The organism is Larkinella humicola (assembly GCF_008727875.1).
Lineage (GTDB): Bacteria > Bacteroidota > Bacteroidia > Cytophagales > Spirosomataceae > Larkinella > Larkinella humicola.
Map to the genome: position 1 here is coordinate 1,859,539 of NZ_VTWS01000001.1, position 19,234 is coordinate 1,878,772.

The following is a 19,234-nucleotide window of genomic DNA, read 5'->3' on the forward strand; positions in this document are numbered from 1 at the left end:
CAGAATCCATTCATGAAACATCGATTCCAGGTTCTCGATATATTCCGGGGCATTTTTGCTTCAATGGTGGTCCTGTTTCATGCATCACCCTTTGCCGACACGCCCTTACTCAACAATTCTTTTGTTGATAACTCGGACATGTTTGTCGATTTCTTTTTCGTATTAAGCGGTTTTGTCATCACGTATAGTTACCCCACCATGGCGACCGGAGCTGAGTTCGGAACCTTTATCAAAAAGCGCTTGCTTCGAATCTATCCATTGCATTTTATTTTACTGATCTGTTTCGTCATTATCGAAAATATCAAGCTCTACTTTTCAAGTTATATTCACATCAATCAGCCATTTAACGAAAGCAATAGTCTCTTTACCTTTTTCACCTCCCTCTTCCTGCTGAATTCGGTTAAAATGCCGGGTGTCCACGACGTGAGCTGGAATATTCCAAGCTGGTCGATCAGTGCAGAAATGGTTTCCTACCTGCTTTTTGGTGCCGTGCTGGTGGTGCTGTTCAAAACCGGGTTGCAAGCGCTGAAATACCTTTTTTTGGGTTTACTGCCGATTCTGGCACTCTTTATTCTGGTCGTAATAACGGGTCGGTATGAAATCAATTATAGCTTCGACTACGGTTTTTTAAGAGGAGTCATCGGCTTTTTTACCGGTTCGTTGTGCTACTACGTTTTCAATCGGTTTTATCCGGTATTGGTTACCCTAAAATCAGGATTCTTTTCAATAGTTGAAATCCTGTCAATGCTGGTTCTGGCCGCCATGATTTATTTTGGAAAAGAATTAAAAGCAATTGGATTCGTTTATGAACTGATTTTTTTCATTGCCATTTTGACCTTTTCATTCGAACGGGGCCTCCTTTCGGCTCTATTAAAAAAATCGAACGTCTTAAAAAACATTGGAACATACAGTTATTCTATTTACATGACGCATACGCTGTTATTAAGTCTGTTTAATGTGATTTTTATCCGGTTGCTCAAGCTCCCTCCTTCGGCCTATGTCTATCTGATTTTCTTAAATTATTACCTGATCTATATCGTGTCACAATGGACCTATCACCACATAGAAATGCGTTTCAACAAAGGAATTAAGGCCGTTTCGTTTGGAAAAAAGAAGGTGGTTTCAAAAATAAGTTAACAAAAATCGTTTAGAGAAAGAGAAGTCAAAAGAAAGTATTCATGAAAATAAGGTCAAATTTTATCATCAACTCCGTTGTGTATCTGATCCCACTCGTATTCATTGCGATCAGTTGTCAGCCCACAATTACGCCCCAACCCGTTGCTGATTTTTCGGTTGAAAAAGTAACCGGATCGCCGGGAAAAATAAAGCTGACCAACAAGTCGCTCAATGCCAAACGGTATCAGTGGCTATTTGGCGACGGGCGTGCTTCGACGGATGAAGCGCCGGAAATCGAATACAAAACCGACGGTACCTATACGATTGTGCTGACGGCCAAAAATGACGTCGGAGAAGACCAGGTTTCCAACAGCATCGAAATTGGCGGTTTGGTAAAATACGTCACGGCCGGTTTTGACTTTGCACCGGTTAGTGGTTCGGCCAGCCGCATCCAGTTCACCAATAAATCCGTGAATGCTGACCGTTACCAATGGGAATTTGGCGACGGACAGGCCTCGACCGACGCCAATCCGATCATCGAATTTAAAGCCAACGGCATTTTTTCCGCGCGGTTAATTGCCAAGAATGGAAACAGCACCGACGAGGTTTCCAAAAGCGTTTCGATCACCGGAATCCCGACCTCAGGCAGTGTAATGTTCTACACCAATGGCCGGGGCGACGGCTCCGATATTGAAGTCTACGTTGCGAACGCCATGCAGGGTGTTATCAATACTGTTCAGAGCTCCGGAGTCCCCACCTCCTGCGGGTTGGATGGTAATGTTACGTTCCAGAATACCGACGGAAATTACAGCTTTTATGCCCAGTCGAAGAGCCGTTCGTGGTCGGGTGTGATTACGGTTAAAAATGGCGAGTGCCGCATGAAATTGTTAGCTCAATAAGTCAGAACTTCAACCTGTAAGCCCGTGAGCAATCTACTTTTACCAGACTGGCTTTCTAAACATTCATTTGTTTATTATCCGGAAAGTGTTACTTCGGGACAACTCAAGGAGTTACGCTCCCGGCTGGCCCAATACACCGTCGATAAACCGGAGATTTCCATCGTCATTCCGGCTTACAACGAAGAGGCTAACTTATTGCACACGCTATCGTCGCTGGCCGATCAGAAACTTTCCCATTCGGCAGAACTGCTGGTGGTGAACAACAACTCATCCGACCGTACGCAGGAACTGCTCGACAAGTGCGGGGTTCGTTCCATTATCGAACGCCGGCCCGGTGTGGCGTTTGCCCGGCAGGCCGGTCTGGAAGCAGCCCGGGGAACCTACATGGCCAATGCGGATGCGGATTGTCTGTATCCCTCGGGCTGGGCGGAGGCCATTACGGCGCCCCTGCACAATCCGGACATTGCCTGTACCTACGGGCTGTATTCGTTTTTGCCGAGTCAGAAATCGTCGCGGCTGGCCTTGTGGGGCTACGAAAAAACGGCGCAGCTCGTCAACAACATTCGAAACCGCGACAAGGTGTTCATGAATGTCTATGGGTTCAACTTTGCTTTTCGCCGGGCCGACGCCCTGGCGGTGGGCGGTTTTGCGCTGGATAGCGGCCGCGAAGGCTCGGTGGCCGAGTTGGTGGCCGCCGGGATCAAACCCCCGCCCTCCGGGAAGTGTGAAGACGGCTGGATGTCGCTGTCGTTGCAACAGCAGGGAAAAGGCCGTACGGTTCGGGTCACCGATCCGAATGCGCGGGTCTGGACGAGCGACCGGCGGCTGATCGCCGACGGCAGCCTCACCAAAGCCTTTACGACCCGTGTCCGGCAGGCGTTCCGCGATTTGAGACTGCCCTTTTCGGCGTCCGGCACCACCCCGTCCTGATCCGAATCCCGTTTTATGGTTACTGATCGGACGGCGGCAGGACAGATGCTATTTCGCAAAACCATCCTGCTGATGCTCCTGGGTATGGGTTTGCTAACGACCGGTTTTGCGCAGTCCTGCAACGGCGTTTTAGGGGAGGCCATTATCAACGAGACGTTTGGCAGCAGCGTGGTCACGCCCCTGGAAACGGGCAAAACGACGTATCAGTTTGTAGCCGATCGTTGTCCAGGTGACGGTGAATACATCCTGGCGAATTCGACCCACTGCTACGGTTCGACCTGGCACACGGTAGAAGAAGATCATACGCCGGATGACAACAATGGGGTGATGGCCATTGTGAATGCGTCTTATGAAGCCGGTGAGTTTTACAGTCAGCCGGTTCCGGGTCTGTGTCAGGGCATTACGTACGAATTTTCGGTTTGGGTTCTGAATTTGATGAATCCTATCCGGGCCAATGGCTGCAATCCGATCGAGCCGGTACCGCTGGACCCGAACATCACCATGAAAATTGAACGGGCCGACGGCAGCAGCATTCAGGTGATCAACACGGGTGCCATCGGGCGATCCATGACGCCCACCTGGATTCGCTATTCGATTTTGTTCACGATGCCAGCGGATGGCAACACGGTGGTGGTGAAGCTGATCAACAACGGGCCGGGCGGTTGCGGCAACGACCTGGCACTGGACGACATTCAGTTTCGACCCTGCCACCCGCTGCTCCGGATTAGCCACAGCGGCAACGCCGGTTCAAACCTGGCTGTTTGCGCGAATACAACGCAGTTGGTGACCTCGTCGCTGGGCCCTGGTTATGACAAACCGGTGTATCAATGGCAGGAAAGCAGGGATAGTGTGAGGTGGGAAGCGATTCCCAACGCAACGGGCTCAACGTACGTGATTCCGGTTACGTACGCCGACAAACGGTATTACCGCCTGGTGTGTACGCAATTTCCGAATGCGATCACGGAGCTGAATACGTCCTGCAAAACCGTGTCCAATGCGTTAAGCATTACACCGATTCGGGCGTCGGAATGTCGGGGTCCTAAAATTTATGTACCCGATTCCTTTACGCCCAATCAGGATGGGATTAATGATGTCCTGGCTATTTACCACGAAGACAACGTATCGTTTGAATTAGAAATTTTTAACCGGTGGGGCAGTGTCATTTTTAAAACCGACACCAACGGACCCCGATGGGACGGAATGTACCAGGAAAAGCCGTGTATGGAAGGCGTTTATCCCTGGAAAATAACGTATCAGTCGGTTGAACCCAACCAGAAAACCAGCGCGTATATAAAAACCGGTCAGGTACTGCTATTGCGCTGAAAGACGGTTTTTACAGGCGCTGATCGCAACGATTCAACTTACTTTAAAACTATGGAAAATCACTTTCCGGGCGTTACCTTACTGGTCACTCATTACAACCGCAGCGGTTCGCTGGAGCGGTTATTAAAGGCCTTTCAAGACCTGAACTGTTCCTTCGACGGTGTGGTGGTTTCGGACGACGGCAGCAAGCCGGAACACGTTAACGCCCTCACCGAGTTGACGAAGCGGTACGATTTTCAGCTCGTTACCACGCCGAAAAACCGGGGACTGGGCAACAACATCAACAAGGGGCAGGATGCCGTCAAAACACCGTATACGCTGTATGTGCAGGAAGATTTTGTGCCAAAAGCCGCGTTTGCAACCCACTTCAGGGACGCGCTGGACATCATGAATCAGGAGAAAGACCTCGACCTCGTCCGGTTTTACGCCTACTTTGCCTACCCCTATCTCGAACCGTATGGCAAAGGCTTTTCACGCATGGTTTACAAACCCGGCCCCTGGTATGCCAATCACCTGAAATTTTATCTGTACAGCGATCACCCCCATTTAAGACGGAGTAATTTCCTGCAAAAATTCGGACGGTATGTGGAAGGAAAAGATGTCAATGTCACCGAATTCCAGATGTGTCTTTCCGTGATTCAGAAAAAAGGGAAAGGGCTGTTTTTTAACGAATTTACGACGGTATTCGATCAGAAAAATTCCGCCAGCGAACCAAGTACATTTTACCGCGCAAGCTGGCGGGAAAGCACCAATCCGTTCCTGCTTTTCGCCCGCTGGTGGTATTTAAAATACCGGCTTCTTAAAAATACGTTCGAATTAGCCCTGTTGAAAGAGTGAACCGTTTTCTCCACACCGAATCGAGTTACCCACCGTAAATACTGAGCCTATGGATTCCCACTCAACGCACTTTTCAGACGTCACGCTATTGATCACGCATTACAACCGCAGCGGTTCTCTGGAACGTTTATTGCGTACCTTTAAAGCGTTAAACTGTTCGTTTGATGACATTGTAGTTTCCGACGATGGCAGTAAAAAAGAGCATTTACAGGCCATTCGTGACCTAAAAAAACACTACACATTTCGGCTCATTACCACCCCGCAGAATAAAGGACTGGCCAACAACATTAACAAGGGACAGGAAGCCGTCAAGACGCCGTATACACTGTATGTTCAGGAGGATTTTATTCCCAAGCCCACCTTTGCGGCCTATTTCAAGGACGCCCTGGCGATGATGAATCAGGACAAGGAGCTGGACATTGTCCGGTTCTACGCCTACTATCCGTATCCGTATCTGACGCCTTTCAAAAACGGTTTTTCCCACATGCACTACAAACCGTGGTATACCAACTATACCAAAATCTACTACTACAGCGACCATCCGCACCTGCGACGAAGCTCGTTTCTGGATAAATTTGGCCGGTATGTGGAAGGCATCAAGTCTGATAAAACCGAGTACCGAATGTGTCTTTCGTTTATCAAAAACAAAGGAAAAGGCGTTTTCCTGACGGATTTTAATGCCATGTTCGAACAGAAGAACTCCGACGATGAACCGAGTACGGTTACCCGCAGCAACTGGAAACACGAGAATACCAATTTCTTCGTCGTCTGGGGGCGCGCCCTGTATCGCCAGGTTAAGTACAATTACGATCTGCTGTTTTCCTGACCGCTATCCTCTTCAATGAACCATCCGGCCGCTTCACCAGCGGCTTTTTTCGTTTCAACGAATCCGCGGTTGGGAAGTAAGAAATTGATTGGCAACTTTGGAGCTTCGAATCCTTGTAAACAACAAGCTCCATGAAATCAACGACTTACCGCTTCAGCTTTACCCTGCTGACGGGCCTGGCTTTGGCCTGTACGACCCCGAAAACTGATGATCCCGCGCCGAACCATTCGTCGTCGGGGGGGAAACGCCGGCCTTCCGTTACCATCACCACCGTTGTGGGGGGCGATACGAAAGCCGGCAATCTGGATGGAAAGGGTACAGCAGCCCGGTTCAGTTACCCCTCGCAAATGACGGTGGACAAGAATGAGAATCTCTACGTCATCGACCAGCGGTATAGCTACACGGGCGGCAGCGTAATTCGCAGGATCGACCCGGCCGGAAACGTCACCACTTTCACGAAAGGACTGTATTCCATCACCGACATCTGTGTCGATCCTAGAGATGGAGTGACGCTGTATGCCATCGAAAGTGGTGATGCACAGGGCGTTGCCAGCGGCATTTTCCGAATCAGTGCCGATGGGAAGGCAACACGCCTGAATGGTGGTTCCGGCCTGAATGGCTACGAAGACGGCCCGCTGGCTACGGCAAAATTCTATTCACCGAGAGGCATTGCGATGGACATAACCGGGAATCTGTACATCGCCGATGCGCTGAATTATTGCGTTCGGAAAGTGAACCTAAGCACCAGCACCGTTACGACGCTGGCCGGAAAAGCTCCGGTCAATACAGCCCTTTGCAACTACGGCGACGGCCAGGGGAAACAGGCCGAATTCTGCACCTTCGAAGACCTGACCCTCGACGAAGCCGGCAACGTCTATGTGCCCGATTGGGGAAACCGGCGAGTGCGAAAAATTACGCCCGACGGAACGGTATCCACCTACATCAATTTCGGCACTGGCTATGGCAAGGATTGCCCGCGTAGTCAGGCAACCGTTTTCCAGCCGTACCGAACCCACTATGACCCGGCCAGCAGGCAGTTATTCATCGTGGACGACACGGGGGGATCACTGGATGTCGTCACGCCGGATGAGTATGTGTACAGCCTCTCTCATAACACCGTATCTACCGATTATGCCGAAAACCGCCCCGGGTTCTCACACGGCATCTTCGGAATAGCCGTCAATCAGAAAGGAGACGTATTTATTCTCGACAAGTTCAACCACTGCATCCGCAAGGCAACCATTCGCTGGAACTAAACGGGCAGCGCAAAAAGAAGCGGTACCGGGTGATTCCGGTACCGCTGAACACACTGGTTATGATCAGGTAATGAACGGCTGAAGCCCGCCCGTTACCCCACAAAACCGCCCTATTTATTCGCTTTCAACACTTTTCGAAAGGTCCGCTCGGTGCCCTGTTTGATTTCGAGAATGTACATCCCCACCGGCAGGGTCGACACGTTGATTTCGCGCGAATAACCGCCCGACGATTTCACCCCATTCACCTGCTTGTGCAGGGTTCCCATGCTGCCGCTGAACACGTTGATTTCGACGGGTCCGGCGTTTTCATTGGCCACATCGACTGTAACAACATCAACGGACGGATTGGGATATACCCGAACCGATTGGTTCAGCGACTGGTCTGTCAATTCTGCCGAACCCAGCCGGGCCGTTGCGGTGGTCGACGTGGCTGACGTCACCACCTGATCGGAAGCAATCACAAAAATCGGGGTTTCCGTCACGGTTAACGTCACCTTGCCGGCAACCGTTGGAATCGTCTGAACGTCAGCCGTGTCCCGTCCCATTTTGGGCGTGTAGACTTTGGCGTGAACCGCCGTTCCCAAATTCAATGTATACGACGCCGTCCGGCCCACTTCATCCGGCACCACCAGCACGTAGGCCGATTTGCCTTGGTATTCATACCGGTCGACAATCGGATTGGTGCTGATTGTCTGTTTGTAGGTATACTCCCCCAACAGCTTGTTGGCCTGGAAAATAAAGTCAGCAGCCGGTTTGCGCGTAAAGTCCTGGTTAATCAGACCGGAGGAACCAAACTGCGTTGGATTCAGGAAGTTATCATCATACATCTGGTAGAAGAAAACCCGCTCCACCCCCGACCGGGCGTAGAACAACGCCGTCCGCAAAATCCAGTCGGCCTGGGTCTGGTATTCGTTTTTGTCGCCGATCGGAATGGCTTTCAGCGGACTGCCCTGGTTGGCGTCATACCCCGTTTCGGTGACCCAAACCGGCATATCATACGCGTACTTGTGAGCCGCTTCCACAAATTTCTGTACGACACTCACCGCCGAAGAAATCTCGGGAGCCGCGCCCCGCGAGGAGGTCCCGCTTTGTGACGAATTGGAATTGTCGGGATACAAATGGTAGTTGATCACATCCCAGCACAGGTTGACGGTACCATCGGGTTTGTAGCCCCGGTATTGCTTGCACCAGTCGATCATGCCCAGCAGGTAGTCGGGTCCGGCATAGGCCGAAGCCATCCCGCCAATCACCACTTTCACGTTCGGATCGGCGTTTTTGACCCCAACGCCCGGTCCCATGGTGTTTTTGTGACCATCGTAGAAAGCCGACAGGTTGGCTGCATATTCGCGGGCGGTCTGGTACCCTTTGCGGCCTTTCCACCATTTGTCGCGTTCGTTGTCGCACTCGATGTACTTGATCAATCCCAACCCGATTTTCACCGTATTGACAGGATCGCCGGTCCAGCGCGGAGTGCTGTTCACACTGACCAGTGCCGGATTTACATTCGGGTTGGAGCCATACCGGGCCATGTACTGAAACGCGACTTTGGCCTGATCGATGTACGAAGCCGGGTTGGTGAAATCACTCCCGAAGCGCAGCGGCACATTTTCCGAATCCCGCTGATCTTCCGGATACGTCGCCAGCATCCAGCCCGGCAGGGTTTTCAGACAGGCCAGCACCTCGATGCCTTCGGCTTTGCAGCGTTCATAAATGGCGTCGTAATTCCAGCCTCCGCTGTGGGTCGGGTTGTAGGTAAACTTGCCTTCGTTGGCTTCCAGTTTCTCCCAATCCATGTAATGCCGAATGCCCCGGAAGGTTTTGACGGCTTTCATTTTCGTCTCGTCGATGATGTCCGGGTTGCGTCCATCTTCAAAATCCCACTCGAAAGCGTTGGCACCGAACATACTTTTCAACTGAATGGACTTCTGCGGAATCGGTGTTACCGGAACCGTGGTCGGCGTATAGCTGCCATACAATTCCATTTCGGTCGGATAGCCCCACCACGCATTCAGTACCAGATACCGGGCATTGCTGATGGGCACATCCAGCCTGAATTTGGCGTCACCGGTCGTTGGCCGGGTCGGATACGGCCCCACCCAACCGTTGTATTCCTGCCCCGTAAAGGTCGCAATCGGGATGATCTGCCACTGATCGGTAATGACCGACAGCGTCATCGGATTATCGGTCATCATGCCGGAGCCATCAAAAAACTTGATGCTTTCGATGGTCATAGTTTCTCCGGGTTGCAGCGGATAATAGGCATCGAAGTTGCTGAGGACCTTGCCATACCCCGTGTTGACATCCACGTTCGTCACGCCATCGAACAACCCTTCCAGGCCATTATTGACGTTGTTGAGCTGGTACCAGCGCTTGGCCTCAATCGGAATTTTAACGGCGGTGGAAGAGGTTGGGGGCGTCGTTGGAGCAGGCTGAACCACGAGCGTTCTCGTCACGTTGCTGGCCGCAATGAAGTTCGCATTGCCGGTTTGAGAAGCCGTAATCGTTGCCGTCCCCGCGCCGGTCACGGTCGCTTTCCAGGAACCGGTTGAATTGGAAACGGAAACCACCGCCGAATTGGACGAAGCGAAGGTAATGGCGGTTTCGGTGTTGTTGCTGCTGGCCGTTAGATTGAACGGCGCGTCGCCGACGGTTTTGTCCGACAAAGCAGCAAAGGTAATCACCGACGGCACCGCCACGGGTGCGGTTGTCTGCACATCGACCCAATTAAAATTCCAGTCGCCCTTCACGGCGTAAATGCGTAAAATCTGGTTTCCGGCGGGCAAAGTAGCCGTGCCGCTCACCGTCGAAAAACTTTGCCAGCCGCCGGTATACGGGATGTCTACCGTGGTCAATACCGTTCCCGCAGCGGTTCTCACTTCAATTTTGCCATCACCATATTGTTTCGCAACGCGGAAATGAAAGGCGTATGGGCCGGCCGACGCCACGTTGACGTTGTAGTCCAGCCAGTCGTTGTCGTCGATGCGACCTACATTCAGCCCACCACCCGCGTCCGATGTCGTTTCGGTTTGAATACCACTCATGCCGGAAAACGTTTCCGCTTCAATTTTGCCGGGTACCGGTAGTGCGCCCTCGACCTGAAACCAGTTAAAATTCCAGTTGCCCGCCACCGCTTTCAACCGTAGAATCTGCTCTCCCGCGTTCAGATAAGCCGTTGTCGAAATGGTTTGCCAGGCCTGCAAGCCCCCGGTTTGCGGAACGCTGAGCGTCGTCAACACCGTGCCATTGAAGGTCTTCAGTTCAATTTGCCCGTTCCCCCATCCGTTGGCAATCCGGAATTTAAGGGTGTATACCCCGGCGGATGCCACCTTGACGTGGTAGTCCATCCAATCGTTGTCATCGATCCAGCCAACATTCTGGCCACCGCCCGCATCCGCCGTATTTTCGGTTTGAATACCGTTCATTCCCGCAAAGCTCTCGGCTTCCACCCGGCCCGGAACGGGCGTAAAAGCGGATAAGGCCGTGATGGGCCGACCAAACGCTTTGATCTTTTGCGGAATGTTGTTGCTGTATTTATGAATCACAATGGCGTCGGCAAAAACCGCCTGAGCCAGTGGCATGTCGATCCAGGTCATGTAGGTGGGTCCTTCAAACGTACCAAGCAGAATTTTCTCGGTGCCGTTCACGGCATAAATCGACGCCGGTTTGTCGGAAAACACCCCTTCCGCGTCGAAAAAAGACAGTCGGCTGATGAGGGCTTTCTTTTCCAGTTTCAGCGTCACATCCACCCACTTGAAGTTATTCGTCCAGGCCTGAGCCACCAAACTGTCGGTGTTGTCGTTTAACCAGGGTGAATAATCCTGGCCCGTTTCTTCACTCGGCGTCACGGACACAAACCGGATGCGTTCTTCCGTCTGCGCAAAAAGTACAATTGATGTGATGAAACAGAGAAGCGTCAGTACAGTTTTTTTCATAGTTACTTGCTGAAATGGATGTGTTATGAACTATAAAGTTTGACAGAATGGAAGTGGATTAAGAACAGAAAAATTACTACTTAATCTAACACTTTCAATCAAATATACCTCAGAATCAGCATTATAGTTCAATGATTTTTATCATGAAAAGAGCTTGCACGATTATCAGACATGAAAATATTTTTGCAAATTTTAAGTAGTTGATTTAAATACCAAGAACAGTATCGCTTTAGATTCTAAAAATAAAATCACAGAAATGGGAAATTATTTTTGCAAATTCTTTCAACTATTTTCTACATTTTTCAGATTTTTTTGGGTGCTCAAAAAATACGCGGACCGGATACCCGTACCAGAGGAGAATTGAAAAAAGGGAAGAGGAAGCTTCAGGCTTTTTTTCTGGAGACTAAAGACCCGTTCGAAGGATACCGAACGGGTTACTCAACACGAACCGAAAGGTAAGTAATAATGCGCAGTCAGTGTCGCCTGAATGATGGCGATTAAACGATCTACTTAAAAGAACAATTGAGGTAAAAAGCGTCGTATTGGAATTTTTATACTTTAAAAAGCCGGTAATCGGATCGTGATTACCGGCTTTCATTGCTGAGACTATGCCTAATTGACGAACAATATTTGTAAGCTACAACCCGTAGGTACGCTCGACTTCACCGGCGCGTCGAACCTTCTCCCATGTGCCCGATTGGTTACCTTTTAAATACCGAACTAAACCAGCCAGCGCACAGACATTCATGAAGGTGAAGTAAAACGGAACGAAGAGTAGTTTCCAGCGTAAATTCTTCTTTTCCAGTCGATATCCAACCCAGGCAGCCGCATAGAAAATACATTGAAGTATGAACAAAACCGTCCAGCCATACTGGCCCGACGGCGCAATCCCCAGCTCCCGAATAGCCAGCCAGGCGTTGGCCAGAAAAATCAGGGGCAAACACAGGGGCGCCACGGCCCAGCGCATCGCCCGGTGCGACACATACTCGAACGTCAGCCAGCCATAGCGAAAAATATTCAGCAGGTAGGTCAGCCGGACAATGGACTGAAAACCACCGGCCGCAATCCGGACTTTTCGTTTCTGCTCATCCACAATCGAAAACGACGGGCGTTCCATTGCGTAGGCATCCGGCTCGTAGGCAACGCGGTATCCCTGACCGGCAATACGGAGCGAAATGATGAAATCATCCAGAATGGTGTCGGTTTCAACCGGCTCATACAAGGCCGTCCGTACCGAAAACAACTCACCGGCCGCACCGACGATGGTGTGCAAATCGGAGTCCAGGCGTTTCAGGAACGATTCGTATTTCCAGTAAAGTCCTTCGCCCGAACCGGCCGCGGACTCGCTGTCGTTGGTCAGAATCCGCTTTTCACCGGCCACCGCTCCCACCTTCGGGTCCCGAAAATGGCGGACCAGATTCTGTACGGCTTCCGGGTTCAGAATGGTGTTGGCGTCCGTAAAAATGGCCAGTGGGGTTTTCACCTGCAGCATGGCGCGGTTCATGGCGGCCACCTTGCCCCGGCGTTCCGTGCCTTCCATGATCGCTATCCGGTTGCCGTATTTCGAGCGCAGGAAGTCCGCCGAACCATCGGTTGATCCTTCCGTAACGAACAGAAAATGAAGCTTATCGGCGGGATAGTGCTGCGCAAAGGAGTTCGCCACCTTGTCGGGCAAACACGACAGTTCGTTGTAGGCCGGGACGATCAGCGTAACATCGGGCGCAAAAACCGCATCGGTTTTCAAGGCGGGCCGACGCCCCCGGATTTTCACCAAAAGCCACACCAGCATACCGTATCCGACGTACGTATACACCACGAGTCCTGCGCAGACAACCAGAAAAATTTCCATAGTGATTTGTTAAGTAGTCGCCACCACGCGCGGCAGAACGTCTTTGGCCGGTTGGTGGATTTTGTTGCTGAAGTGCCAGAGAACCGCGTTTTTCAGCGCGATAAGGTAGTTTTTCTGCCGCTTGATGGCGTAGAGAAAAGCCGCTTTGGTCAGGGCAAAGCTGAAATAGTAGATGCAGAAAAAAAACAGAGGAAAACCGCTTACGTTTCTGCGCATGAACAACAGCCGGTTTCGCGTATGATAATACACTTTTATTGGGTTGGTTTTTCCCACGCTAATCGACTCTTTGTGGTAAATCAGGGCCGAAGCCTGGTAGTAGATCTGAAAACCGGCCCGCTGAATCTGCATCGACCAATCCAGTTCTTCGTAATACAGAAAGAACGATTCGTCCATTGCGCCCCCCTCCTCCACGGCCCGGCGGCTCACCATCATGGCGGCTCCGTGGGCAAAAGCCGTTGGCCCGGACTGGTCGTGTTGCCCGCGGTCGGTTTCGCCCAGCCCAATCGACCAGGTGCGGCCGGTATAGCGGTTTAGCGGATAATACCCCGCGTACTGAATGATTGTCGGATGGTCGTAAAACCGGATTTTGGGGCAGGTAATGCCAATCGTCGGGTCGGTTTCGAAGGGTGCCAGCAACTGATCGAGCAAGTCCGGCGTCACTTCCGTGTCGTTGTTGAGGAAAAAGAAATAATCGCCCTTGGCGTGTTGCATTCCGAGGTTGTTACCACCCGAAAAACCGAGGTTTTCGGGGCTGACCACGACCTTCACGTTCGGGTAATTCCCCTGCCGGATGCGTTCAGTAGGGTCTTCAGCGGACGCATTGTCCACCACAATGATCTCAAAGCGGGGGTATTTCAACCGCCGGGTCGACTCCAACAGTTCGCAGGTCACCACGGCCTGGTTGTAATTGATCGTAATCAGCGAAATCAGTGGCACGCTGGCTACACGTTCTCCTTTTGCCATACCGCCTTCAGGGTTCGTATCACAATCATCAGGTCCGTTTTGAACGAGTATTTTTTGGCGTAAAGCACATCGAGCTGGATGCGTTCCTGGTCCGAAACAGCCGCTCCTCCGCGTTTGGTCACCTGCCAGAGTCCCGTTAGGCCAGCCGGGGCCGCAAACCGCCGGGCATAGCCCGCAGCCGTTAGTTTCTCGGCTTCGTAGGGCGGCAGCGGCCGGTTGCCAACAAACGACATATCCCCCCGGAGAATGTTGTAAAACTGCGGCAGTTCGTCAATGCTCGTGTTGCGCAGCACCTTGCCGAGCCGTGTCACGCGGGGGTCTTCCTTAAACTTCGAAAACATGGCCTTGGCTTTTTCAGCGCGGAAATGGACTTTTTCGCAAACCTGTTTATCGTCCAGAAAAAGCGGTTGCTGGCACCCGGTTCCGGCCAGTTGGCAGGTGTCGCAGAGCTGATCCGTTGCCTCCTCCACTTTCGCGACGTTGTACATGTTTTTGGACGCCATGCTCGCCAGCATCTGGTCGGCATCCGTGCGCATGGTCCGGAATTTGTACATATTGAACACCTTGTATCCCATACCAACCCGCTTCGAACCGTAGAAAATAGGCCCTTTGGAGTCGAGTTTCACCAGGATGGCAACCACCAGCAGCAGGGGAGAAATCATCAAAAGCAGGAAAAACGACAGAACGATGTCAAAAATCCGTTTTCCGATTGGCATCCGAACCTGAACGGGCTTGTGAGCATTTCCGCCGGTTTCGGCATACTGTTTTTTCCGAACCAGGTACGATAACCGGGTCTGGAAAGCCGCTTCGGAATAGCCATAATGATAGACATCGATGACGCGGCCCCGAAACGGTTCGACCGTCAGGTCAATGGGAGAATCGCCCGTGAGCAGAATGGTGGACAGCTTTCCGGAACGCGGATTGGCCCGAATGGCATTCAGGAACGAGGTGCTGTTCAGCCGGTCGTTGAAAACCACCAGGTCGATGCCGGGTTCGGCTTCCAGACAGAAAAGAGCCTGCTCCAGGCTGGTCACTACCGTAATGGATGCCGTTTCACCAAACGCCTGGCTAAAATCAGCGGCCATCTGAGGGTCATCTTCAACGTATAAAACCCGAAACGTTGTTCCGTTCGCTAAAACCGTCAGCATACAAATGGAAGGCTAGAAAAGAATCAGAAAGTCGGTTTGTTTCCAGACGTGGAGGTCGGCTGCGGACTGCCCCTTCGACGCATGATCGCGTTGATCTTTGCCTTGACTTCCAGCGGGTTAAAAGGTTTGATCATGTAGTCATCGGCCCCCTGCTCCAGACAGGCTATTTTGGTCGCACTATCGGTGAAGGTCGACAACACGATGATAGGCACCTGCGTCAGCAACGAACTGGCCCGAATGGTCCGGATCAGATCCTGCCCGCTCAAATACGGCATCTGCAAGTCAGTGATGATAATGTCGACCGGGTTGCCCGCTTCCAGCCAGTCCATCGCTTCAATCCCATTGTTCAGCGTCGTGACCTCAAACTCCGCTTTCAATGTATGGCGAAGTACTTTACGAATGTACATATCGTCCTCTACAACAAGAACATGGTATTGGTTTTCCATAAATCGTCTACTAATCGTAACTGCACACTAGAATAAGTCTGCAACAGGTAGTTATTCAAATTTAACAAATTTAACCATTAAAAGCATCAGTACTCATCACCGTATACTAACAATACGAAGTAGTAACAAAAACCATACTACAAATAAAAACTCAGTTAAATTTTGTCTGATAAATAAGTGCCTGGTCGAAGAGAAATTGCCCTGTTTTGAAAGAATAGACTAAATTTAATCGAAATTTAATAGTACCTAGTCTGAGTATCTGCATATCAACCAGATCCATAACGGCATATGAACAGGTCGTTCTATTATCCTTCTTATTTTGTCAATTGCTGCAATTCGGTTTTCAATACCGGTTGCATATGTTCCAGATTTTCGATGAAGTTACGATAGGCATTTTGGATCATTTCATAATGCGGGTTTTCCTTTGTCAGCCGTTCTATAGCCTCCAATTGTTGTTCCAGACCGGTGAGTCCTACCATGCCCAGCCAGGGCCGCAACTGGTGGGTCATTGCGGTGACACCCGTCCACTCCTGCTTTTCAATCAGGTTTTCCAACACCTGAAAAGCCGGAACGACCTCATCCAGAAACATTTCGATCGATGAAATCAGGGTTTCAGTATCGTCTTCATATAGTTGCAACAGACGGGCGCGGTCCAGTTGCTCAATACCCTTGTCGGCGGAATGGGTCATGTCTACCAAAATAGGATGCGTTACGGTGGGTCCGGTTTTCCGGTATTTGTTAGTTAAGCCGCTGGCAATACTTGGCAATTTTTTGAAACAAATCGTTGGGATTGAACGGTTTGGTCACGTAATCGTTGATGCCCGCATGAATGGCGCGGTCGCGGTTGCTATACGTGGCCGAAGCAGTTAGGGCAATCACCGGAATTTTTGCGTCGGTTTCCCGAATGTGCTGCGTCGACGTATACCCATCCATCACCGGCATCTGAAGGTCCATCAGAATGAGGTCGTAGGAACCCGCCAGAAATTTTTCGACCCCAATCTGCCCATTTTCGGCTACGTCCACCAAAACGCCCCAGCGGCTCAGGAATTTGAGCGCAACTTTTACATTGACCGGATAATCTTCCACCAACAACACCCGAACGCCTTTCAGAGTCTGGTCGTTGATGGCATCGGGAAGAACGTAGGCTTGTTTGACGGCCGAGCTGATGCGCAAATCGAGGGTAAAATAAAATTTCGCCCCTTTCCCTTCCTCGCTTTCCACTTCGATCTTGCTGTCGTGCAGTTCCAGCAATCGCCGGGTAATCACCAGACCCAGCCCGGTTCCGCCAAATTGCCGGGTCGTGGCCGAATTGGCCTGGGTAAACATCTCAAAAATAGCCTGCTGTTTTTCGGGCGCAATCCCGATTCCGGTATCCTGCACCGAAACATAAATGGAAGCCACTTCGTCGTCTTTCTGGAGCAGCGACAGTTCGATGGTAATCGTGCCTTTTTTGGTGAACTTGATGGCGTTGGAAACCAGGTTGGACAATACCTGCCCGATCCGCAGCGAATCCCCAATCAGCGAATCCGGAATGTCGTCATCCACCATCAGTTTGATGCGGGTTCCGTTTTCCTCGGCTTTGAACTGGTGGGCGCGTTTGATATTGGAAACCAGGTGTTTAAAGTCAAAATTGGTTTCTTCAAGTTCCACTTTTCCGGCTTCGATCTTACTAAAATCCAGGATGTCGTTGATGAGCGCGTGCAGGTGTTCAATCGAAAATTGCAGCGTTTTGAGGTTTTCGGCCAGGGCAGGCGGCACTTCTTCCTGGCTCATCAGGTACGTCATGCCGACAATGCCGTTGAGTGGTGTCCGGATTTCGTGGCTCATCATGGACAGAAATTCCGATTTTGCCAGAGTGGCATTCTCCGCAACTTCCTTTGCCGACCGCAGTTCAAGCTCGATTTGTTTGCGGTGTTCAATCTGTTTTTGCAGAAAATCGACCAGTGAAACCAGATTCTCGGGGCCAAATTCCGGCATTTCATCTCCTTCCGGGATTTCCATCGACTGGATGGCTTCGATCAGTTTTTCTTCCGATTGCCGGCGCTGGCTAATTTCCTCCTTGAGCTTCTGGTTGATCGTGGCATACTCCCGCTCGTTGAGAAATGACGAATGCTCGAACAATTCCTTATCGCGGTCAAAGTTTAGATACGATTCATTGACCGCCTTGACAAACTGCTGAAACCGTTCATGCTGCAGACACTCCTCCGTCAGGTGCTTATTGATTTGTCGGGCCAGCAGTTTATGGAAATTCGTGGTGTCCATAGCGTCAATTTTCGGAAAAGACCGTCACGGTCATCGTTTGGTTGTGTAGTTGGCAGCGGGAGTTGGACTGCAAAGGAGAAATTTCCCCGTAGGAATAAAAACCCGTCATCACGGCATCGGTTCCGAACACTTCGCGGGCAGCTTCAACTTCCTCGTCGGTTCGCTGCCCCAACACCAGCTTTCGACCCACACAGCTAATCAGGATCGCCAGTTCGGGCGCAAAGTTGAGCTGATGGAGTGACGTGTGTGCAGCCTCAGCCGACGCGTCGATCAGCCGGTCGAAGTTTGCTGTCATAAACCGAACGAGGGCCTTTTCGGGCATCTCGCCCGCAAACGTCATGCTTTTGGCTTCTTCATCGATGGCCAGAATGGTGCGCACCAGCGGCTCCGACCCGGCCGTAGCCCGAATGGACAGCGGGAAAAGCAGGGCCGCCGAGGGCAGACTTTCAGCGTATTTGCCCAGATACTCCTTGTATAAATCCAGCGCGTGTTTGCCGTCGATCTGGTACAACACATTGTAGGTTGCTTTGGTTACTTCGCGTTCCGGCCCGAAAACATCCCAGCCGCCCATCGATCCATGTCCTATTTTGAGTTCCGTCCCGTAAAACCCGATTCCAACGATTTTACCCGCAGCCGGATCTTGGTTCAGGCCCACGAGCGTCCGTTCAAACCGGGCGGCATCACCGGCCAGCCCCCCCGAAATGGGAATGTGTCGTTTCAGCAATTGATTGAGTGCTTCGGTCAGGTCACTGCCGTTCACCCAGCTTCCATCGGAAATCAGAAAAATAGCCGCCAGATCGGGTTCGTCCAGTTCCCGGGCGATTTTTTCCCCCGCCTGATAACTTTCCGTGTGTTTACGAATGTCGATCTGCACCGTTCGAACCCGCGTTTTATCAAACTCAATGGCGGTTGCAATAACCGATTCATCGTGAACTTTATCGAGGTAAATTTCGCCAGCCGTGGAATTGATCACGATGTCGGCCGTCGGGTACCGCTCGCGGAGCTGATCGTATACATTTAATTTTTCCAATAAAAACCGTTCACCAAATGCCAAAACTAACTGGGCATTATCAGCCACAAAACCCGGCGTTTCCGACAAGGACGACCACCCCTGGTTTTTAAAAACGGATTGATTCAGTTTCATTCGTGTATGATGGTAAAAAGTTAGGCGGGTACGCGGATTCTGAACCAGCGAAAGAACAGAATACGTAAGTAGTTCTCCCTACAAATAGTGTACTAAATGGTAACTTATGGCTAAATAAGTGCGAATATGTTTTTGATTAATTCTGTTTTCCAAAACCGGCCTGTCTCTTTTATTCACTTTTTACCACTACAATGCAGTCAATTTTGCTCCGGTAAGGCATGGCTATCCCTGAAACAGCGCCAACGGTTTGAAGCAGAAGCATTCCGTAAAAAAGAGGGGAATCAAACAGGACAACCTGTAATT

15 protein-coding genes are annotated in these 19,234 nt (G+C 51.0%); 7 read left to right on the plus strand and 8 right to left on the minus strand.

Annotated elements, in window-relative coordinates:
- Positions 1–12: 12 nt before the first annotated feature.
- From F0P93_RS07940 to F0P93_RS07970, 7 genes are all read left to right on the plus strand, one after another.
- A complete protein-coding gene (locus F0P93_RS07940) occupies positions 13–1,137 on the plus strand; it encodes an acyltransferase family protein (protein WP_150875778.1) in 1,125 nt (374 codons plus the stop codon).
- A gap of 41 nt (positions 1,138–1,178) precedes the next feature.
- On the plus strand, positions 1,179–2,015 hold the full coding sequence (locus F0P93_RS07945; protein ID WP_150875779.1) for a PKD domain-containing protein: 837 nt from the start codon (positions 1,179–1,181) through the stop codon (positions 2,013–2,015).
- A 24-nt stretch (positions 2,016–2,039) separates the two neighbouring features.
- The gene (locus F0P93_RS07950; RefSeq protein ID WP_150875780.1) at positions 2,040–2,945 is read left to right on the plus strand and encodes a glycosyltransferase family 2 protein; all 906 of its coding nucleotides are present in this window, start codon (positions 2,040–2,042) and stop codon (positions 2,943–2,945) included.
- Between the two features lie 15 nt (positions 2,946–2,960).
- Entirely contained in the window at positions 2,961–4,268 is a 1,308-nt protein-coding gene (locus F0P93_RS07955) for a T9SS type B sorting domain-containing protein (RefSeq protein WP_150875781.1), read from the plus strand.
- Between the two features lie 51 nt (positions 4,269–4,319).
- A complete protein-coding gene (locus F0P93_RS07960) occupies positions 4,320–5,105 on the plus strand; it encodes a glycosyltransferase (RefSeq protein ID WP_150875782.1) in 786 nt (261 codons plus the stop codon).
- Positions 5,106–5,154: 49 nt separating this feature from the next.
- Positions 5,155–5,931, plus strand: a complete 777-nt coding sequence (locus F0P93_RS07965) for a glycosyltransferase (protein WP_150875783.1) — start codon at positions 5,155–5,157, stop codon at positions 5,929–5,931.
- Between the two features lie 131 nt (positions 5,932–6,062).
- Entirely contained in the window at positions 6,063–7,187 is a 1,125-nt protein-coding gene (locus tag F0P93_RS07970; RefSeq protein ID WP_150875784.1) for an NHL repeat-containing protein, read from the plus strand.
- 110 nt (positions 7,188–7,297) lie between these two features.
- On the opposite strand, the gene F0P93_RS07975 is transcribed toward F0P93_RS07970, so the two are convergent.
- The 8 genes from F0P93_RS07975 to F0P93_RS08010 form a co-directional block, all read right to left on the minus strand.
- Positions 7,298–11,119 (minus strand): carbohydrate-binding protein, encoded by a 3,822-nt coding sequence (locus F0P93_RS07975; protein ID WP_150875785.1) that lies wholly within the window; start codon positions 11,117–11,119, stop codon positions 7,298–7,300.
- Between the two features lie 637 nt (positions 11,120–11,756).
- Positions 11,757–12,968 carry a glycosyltransferase family 2 protein gene (locus tag F0P93_RS07980; protein WP_150875786.1) on the minus strand — a complete coding sequence of 404 codons (1,212 nt, stop codon included), beginning with the start codon at positions 12,966–12,968 and terminating at the stop codon, positions 11,757–11,759.
- A gap of 9 nt (positions 12,969–12,977) precedes the next feature.
- Positions 12,978–13,931, minus strand: a complete 954-nt coding sequence (locus tag F0P93_RS07985; protein WP_150875787.1) for a glycosyltransferase family 2 protein — start codon at positions 13,929–13,931, stop codon at positions 12,978–12,980.
- Positions 13,910–15,079: a sugar transferase gene (locus tag F0P93_RS07990; protein ID WP_150875788.1), complete on the minus strand. Its 1,170-nt coding sequence runs from the start codon at positions 15,077–15,079 to the stop codon at positions 13,910–13,912. The genes F0P93_RS07985 and F0P93_RS07990 overlap by 22 nt, the downstream gene beginning before the upstream one ends.
- Positions 15,080–15,102: 23 nt before the next feature.
- Positions 15,103–15,525: a response regulator transcription factor gene (locus F0P93_RS07995; RefSeq protein WP_150875789.1), complete on the minus strand. Its 423-nt coding sequence runs from the start codon at positions 15,523–15,525 to the stop codon at positions 15,103–15,105.
- A 314-nt stretch (positions 15,526–15,839) separates the two neighbouring features.
- On the minus strand, positions 15,840–16,214 hold the full coding sequence (locus tag F0P93_RS08000; RefSeq protein ID WP_150875790.1) for an Hpt domain-containing protein: 375 nt from the start codon (positions 16,212–16,214) through the stop codon (positions 15,840–15,842).
- A gap of 49 nt (positions 16,215–16,263) precedes the next feature.
- The gene (locus F0P93_RS08005; RefSeq protein ID WP_150875791.1) at positions 16,264–17,787 is read right to left on the minus strand and encodes an ATP-binding protein; all 1,524 of its coding nucleotides are present in this window, start codon (positions 17,785–17,787) and stop codon (positions 16,264–16,266) included.
- Positions 17,788–17,791: 4 nt separating this feature from the next.
- Positions 17,792–18,931: an FIST signal transduction protein gene (locus F0P93_RS08010; RefSeq protein ID WP_150875792.1), complete on the minus strand. Its 1,140-nt coding sequence runs from the start codon at positions 18,929–18,931 to the stop codon at positions 17,792–17,794.
- Positions 18,932–19,234 lie beyond the last annotated feature (303 nt).

Excerpts from the sequence above, each read along its gene's own strand:
- F0P93_RS07940 (WP_150875778.1), top strand. The coding sequence starts at position 13 with ATGAAACATCGATTCCAGGTTCTCGATATATTCCGGGGCATTTTTGCT.
- F0P93_RS07945 (WP_150875779.1), top strand. The coding sequence starts at position 1,179 with ATGAAAATAAGGTCAAATTTTATCATCAACTCCGTTGTGTATCTGATC.
- F0P93_RS07955 (WP_150875781.1), top strand. The coding sequence starts at position 2,961 with ATGGTTACTGATCGGACGGCGGCAGGACAGATGCTATTTCGCAAAACC.
- F0P93_RS07960 (WP_150875782.1), top strand. The coding sequence starts at position 4,320 with ATGGAAAATCACTTTCCGGGCGTTACCTTACTGGTCACTCATTACAAC.
- F0P93_RS07965 (WP_150875783.1), top strand. The coding sequence starts at position 5,155 with ATGGATTCCCACTCAACGCACTTTTCAGACGTCACGCTATTGATCACG.
- F0P93_RS07970 (WP_150875784.1), top strand. The coding sequence starts at position 6,063 with ATGAAATCAACGACTTACCGCTTCAGCTTTACCCTGCTGACGGGCCTG.
- F0P93_RS07975 (WP_150875785.1), bottom strand. The coding sequence starts at position 11,119 with ATGAAAAAAACTGTACTGACGCTTCTCTGTTTCATCACATCAATTGTA.
- F0P93_RS07980 (WP_150875786.1), bottom strand. The coding sequence starts at position 12,968 with ATGGAAATTTTTCTGGTTGTCTGCGCAGGACTCGTGGTGTATACGTAC.
- F0P93_RS07985 (WP_150875787.1), bottom strand. The coding sequence starts at position 13,931 with ATGGCAAAAGGAGAACGTGTAGCCAGCGTGCCACTGATTTCGCTGATT.
- F0P93_RS07990 (WP_150875788.1), bottom strand. The coding sequence starts at position 15,079 with ATGCTGACGGTTTTAGCGAACGGAACAACGTTTCGGGTTTTATACGTT.
- F0P93_RS07995 (WP_150875789.1), bottom strand. The coding sequence starts at position 15,525 with ATGGAAAACCAATACCATGTTCTTGTTGTAGAGGACGATATGTACATT.
- F0P93_RS08000 (WP_150875790.1), bottom strand. The coding sequence starts at position 16,214 with ATGACCCATTCCGCCGACAAGGGTATTGAGCAACTGGACCGCGCCCGT.
- F0P93_RS08005 (WP_150875791.1), bottom strand. The coding sequence starts at position 17,787 with ATGGACACCACGAATTTCCATAAACTGCTGGCCCGACAAATCAATAAG.
- F0P93_RS08010 (WP_150875792.1), bottom strand. The coding sequence starts at position 18,931 with ATGAAACTGAATCAATCCGTTTTTAAAAACCAGGGGTGGTCGTCCTTG.